This is a genomic window from Asanoa iriomotensis (genome assembly GCF_016862515.1).
Lineage (GTDB): Bacteria > Actinomycetota > Actinomycetes > Mycobacteriales > Micromonosporaceae > Asanoa > Asanoa iriomotensis.
Window position 1 is genome coordinate 1 of record NZ_BONC01000160.1, and the last position, 4,192, is coordinate 4,192.

4 protein-coding genes are annotated in these 4,192 nt (G+C 74.2%); all 4 read left to right on the forward strand.

The window, feature by feature from the left end:
- On the forward strand, window positions 1-931 hold a 931-nt coding region (locus Air01nite_RS40610; RefSeq protein WP_203708843.1), incomplete at its 5' end, for a DUF58 domain-containing protein.
- Complete coding sequence (locus Air01nite_RS40615; RefSeq protein ID WP_203708845.1) at window positions 925-1,242, forward strand: hypothetical protein; 318 nt, start codon at window positions 925-927, stop codon at window positions 1,240-1,242. The genes Air01nite_RS40610 and Air01nite_RS40615, both read left to right, overlap by 7 nt.
- Window positions 1,236-3,461: a transglutaminase TgpA family protein gene (locus Air01nite_RS40620; protein WP_203708847.1), complete on the forward strand. Its 2,226-nt coding sequence runs from the start codon at window positions 1,236-1,238 to the stop codon at window positions 3,459-3,461. Before Air01nite_RS40615 ends, Air01nite_RS40620 begins: the two co-directional genes overlap by 7 nt.
- 104 nt (window positions 3,462-3,565) lie before the next feature.
- Complete coding sequence (locus tag Air01nite_RS40625) at window positions 3,566-4,159, forward strand: cysteine hydrolase family protein (RefSeq protein WP_203708848.1); 594 nt, start codon at window positions 3,566-3,568, stop codon at window positions 4,157-4,159.
- The last annotated feature ends 33 nt before the right edge of the window (window positions 4,160-4,192 follow it).

The following is a 4,192-nucleotide window of genomic DNA, read 5'->3' on the forward strand; positions in this document are numbered from 1 at the left end:
GCCGGCCGGCGTCACGCTGACCGTGCGCAACAGCGCCCGCCTACGCGCCGCGAACCTCGTCGCCCACGACCGCTGCGGCGCGGCGTCCGTCCCGGTGCCGGTGCTCCGGCTGCGCCCTGGCAAGGACACCACGGTCGACTACGCGGTGCCGACGACGCGGCGCGGCGTGGTGCGGGTGGGACCGCTCCGGGTGTCGCGGCGCGACCCGCTCGGCCTGGTCAGCGCGGCCCGCTCGCACGGCGGCACCGGCACGGTCTGGGTGCATCCCCGCATCCACCCGCTCGCGGCGGTGCCGGCCGGCGCGATGCGCAGCCTGGACGGCCGGGTCGACAGCGTCCCGCACGGCACGATCACGTTCGACTCGCTACGCGAGTACGTCGTCGGCGACGAGCTCCGCCGCGTCCACTGGCGCACGAGCGCGCGGATCGGCGAGCTGATGGTCCGCGAGCAGCTCGACACGAGCCTCCCGAAGCTCGTCGTCCTCCTCGACAACCGCGCCACCGCCCACCCGGACCGCACCGCCGGCGAGGCACCGACCTTCGAGTCCGCCTGCGAGGCGGCCGCGTCGGTGATCACGGCCGCGGCCCGCGAGGACGTCGACGCCACGCTGCTGCTGGTCGCCGGCGACCCGACACCCGCGACCCGACCACTCGACCGCCTCGCCGAGGCCACTCTGGTCAGCGGCGACCTCAAGGCGGCCACCGACCGGCTGCGCCAGCAACGCGCCGGCGACACGGTGGTCTTCCTGACGGGCACGGGAGCGCGCGGCGACCTGGGCCTGGTCGGCGGACTACGCGGTCCGTACGCGGCGATCGTCGCCGCCGTCTTCGGCGAGGGCGGCACACCATCAGGCGCCGAGGGCATGGTCATCCTGGACGCGACGGACGGTCCGTCGTTCGCCACCGCCTGGGACGGGGTGCGCGGATGGTGACGCTCCCCAGCGCGGCCCGACCGGCGTTCGACCCCGTGGCCACGAACGCGCGCGGCATCCGCGACGGCATTGGGCGGGCGCCGCGGACGATCACTCTCCGCCGTGCCGCCCGAAACGCGCGCCACCCCCTCGGCAACATGGGCTGCCACATCGCCGTCAATCAGCGCGGCATCGGCCACCGCATCGGACAGGGTCCGCGGACCGTGAGGCTCCCCCGCACCACACCGCCAGGCGGCCGCCGGGCCGACATCATCGCCGTTGCGCACGCGGAGGCGATTCGCGCCGGGTTCGGTGGGGTGCGCCGATGGTGAGGTTCGTGCGGGCCGTCGTGCCGCCGGTCGCGCTGATCGTGATGATCGCGGCGGCGGCGCTCGCCCTGGGCCGGGTCTATGCCGGCACCGTGCTCGTCCCGCTGGTCGCGGGCGCGGGCGCCGGCGCCGTGCTGATCTCGGTAGCCGCACGGCGCGGTCCGTCCTGGCTCGTGGCCCCGCTGTCCGTGGTCGCCATGGCGGGCTACACGCTGGGTGCCCTCTGGTGGTCGGCCGACCGAGCCGGGCTGCCGGGCCCGCTGCGCGACCTCGCGGTCGAGGCCGCGCGGAACGGCATTCCAAGGCTGCTCACCGCGATGATCCCCGTCGAGCCGACCCCCGACACGGTGATCGTGCCCGTCGTCGCGGCCTGGCTGGCCGGGCTCGCCGGTGCCGAGCTGGGGCTGCGGTGGGGGCGCCTGCTGATCGGCTTCGGCCCGCCGGTGCTGCTCTTCGCCGGCGCCCTCTACGTCGTCGGACCCAACGCCGCGCCCGCGGTCGTACCCGTGCTCATGGTCGTCATCGCCGCCGCCCTCGGGCTGGCCGTCACGGGACGGCCGCAGGCACCGGACGCGGACCTGCCAAGGACGGCCCGCATCGCTCTCCAGGTCCGGACGGTCGCAGCCGCCTTCGCGGCGATCGCGCTCGTCGCGGCCACCGCACCCCTGGTCACCGGCCGGGTCGAGGCGACGCCGGTCGACCCGCGGCAGTACGTGCAACCGCCACAGATCGACAGTCTCGACGAGAACCCGCTCATCCGCATCTCGGGTTGGGCGCTCAACCCCGACCAGAAGCTGTTCGACGTGCGCAGCGACCGCGACCAGGCGACCAGGATCCGGCTCGCGGTGCTGTCCGACTACGACGGGATCACCTGGCGGGTCGGCGCCGTCTACCGGGGCGCGGGCCGGGTGCTGCCGGCGCCGGCCACCCTGCCCACCAACGCGACCGCGGAGATCACGCAGCGGATCGAGATCGGCGACCTGTCCGGCCGGCTGCTGCCCGCGGTGCCGACACCGTCGCGTGTGGACGGTGTGCGGGTCGCCTACGACCCCGCGACCGGGACCATGATCGAGCCCGACGGGTTGCGGCCCGGGCTCGCGTACACCGTTTCCTCGCTCCAGGAAGAACCCGACCTCAACCTGCTCACCGCCGCGGACGTGCCGTTCGGCGACGGCGTGGCGCGGATGTTGGCGATCGGTCCTGGCGCGCCCGACCAGGTCCAAGAGCTCTCCGAGCGGATCGCGTCGGAGGCCGGCGGCGGCGCCTACCAGCGGGCGCTGGGCATCGAGGACTACCTCGCCACGCACTACAAGGTGGTCGCCGACGCGCCCAGTGGGCACGCGTACCCGAATCTGGCCTTCTTCCTGTTCGGACCGGCCAACGGCGGCGGGCAGCAAGGCACCTCGGAGCAGTTCGCGGCCTCGTACGCCCTGCTCGCCCGCATGATGGGCCTGCCCACCCGGGTCGTGGTCGGCTTCCGCAGCGCGACCGGCACGGGCCCCGTCCGTGGCGCCGACGCGCAGGCGTGGCCCGAGGTCTACTTCACCGACGTGGGCTGGGTGGCGTTCGACCCGCTGCCGAAGCCCGACACGGTGCCGGAGCCGCCCGAGCGCGAGCCGCCCAAGCCCGACCCGCCGACCCCGCCACCGTCCGAGGCGCCGCTGCCGACGCTGGAGCCGACCGCCTCGCCGACCGCGGCCCCGATCGTCGCCGTCGCGCCCGGCGGCAACGGCCTCGTGCCGGTGTACGCGGGCGGTGGCGGCGGACTCCTCCTGCTCGTGGTCGCGACCGTGTGCGTGCTGATGCTGCTGAGGCGTGCGCTCAGCCAGCGGCGCCTGACCACGGGAACGCCGGGCGAGCGGGTGGAGGGCGCCTGGCTGGAGGTACGCGACGCGCTGCGCCTGGCCGGCACGCCCGCGGCCGCCCACCTGTCGGCCACGGAACTGGCCACCCACGCGGCCGCGGCCACGCGACGCACCGACACGGGCGACGGCGAAGCCGAAGCGGGTCCCCTACCGGCCGAGCTCACCGAACTCGTCGACCTGGTCAACCGCGACGCCTTCGCTCCCGCGCACACGAGCGAGAAGCAGGCAACCGAGGCCGCCACGGCGGCCCGCGCCTACGGCTCGCGCCTACGCGCCACCCAGTCCCGCTGGCGGCGGCTGATCTGGCCGTTCCACCCGGGCCCGCTGCGCTGGCAGCGCAACCACCATGACCACTGAGCACCGGCCCTGGGCAGCCGAACACCGCACCCGGCGGGTAGCTTGACCATTGAGGGCGCCTGCTCCGCGCGGCGCGCCGACCGCACGACCGCGAGGAGAGCAGCATGCCCGCGCCGCCCAACGGTTTCGAGCCGAAACGCACCGCGTTGCTGGTGATGGATTTCCAGAACGGGATCGTCGGGCGGTTGCCGGACCCGGACCCGCTGGTCGGCCGGGTCCGCGAGGTCATCGCCGACGTGCGGGCCCACGATGGCGTCATCGGCTACGTGCGGGTCGCGTTCACCGACGAGGACTACGCCACCGTCCCGGCCACCAACATCACGTTCGCCGCGGCCGCGGAGCAGCGGTCGATGGGCGCCGACGACCGGAGCACGGCGATCGTCGACGCGCTCGCACCGGAGCAGGGCGACATCGTGGTCCGCAAGGTGCGCATCGGCGCCATGTCCACCACCGACCTCGACCAACGCCTGCGCGCCCGCGGCGTCAACACGGTCGTCCTCGCGGGCATCAGCACCAGCGGCGTCGTCCTCTCGACGGTCATCGACGCGGTCGACCGCGACTACCGCGTCTACGTCCTCTCCGACGGCGTCGCCGACTTCGACGCGGAACTGCACGACGTGCTGCTCAACAAGATCTTCGGCCGCCGCGCGACAATCATCGACAGCGCCGAACTACACAACATGCTCGAAAAGAACTAATAGCTTTTCTTTGCTCGGGTCCGCGGTGGGCGC

Coding starts and splice junctions, on each gene's coding strand:
- Air01nite_RS40620 (WP_203708847.1), top strand. CDS start 1,236: ATGGTGAGGTTCGTGCGGGCCGTCGTGCCGCCGGTCGCGCTGATCGTG.
- Air01nite_RS40625 (WP_203708848.1), top strand. CDS start 3,566: ATGCCCGCGCCGCCCAACGGTTTCGAGCCGAAACGCACCGCGTTGCTG.
- Air01nite_RS40615 (WP_203708845.1), top strand. CDS start 925: ATGGTGACGCTCCCCAGCGCGGCCCGACCGGCGTTCGACCCCGTGGCC.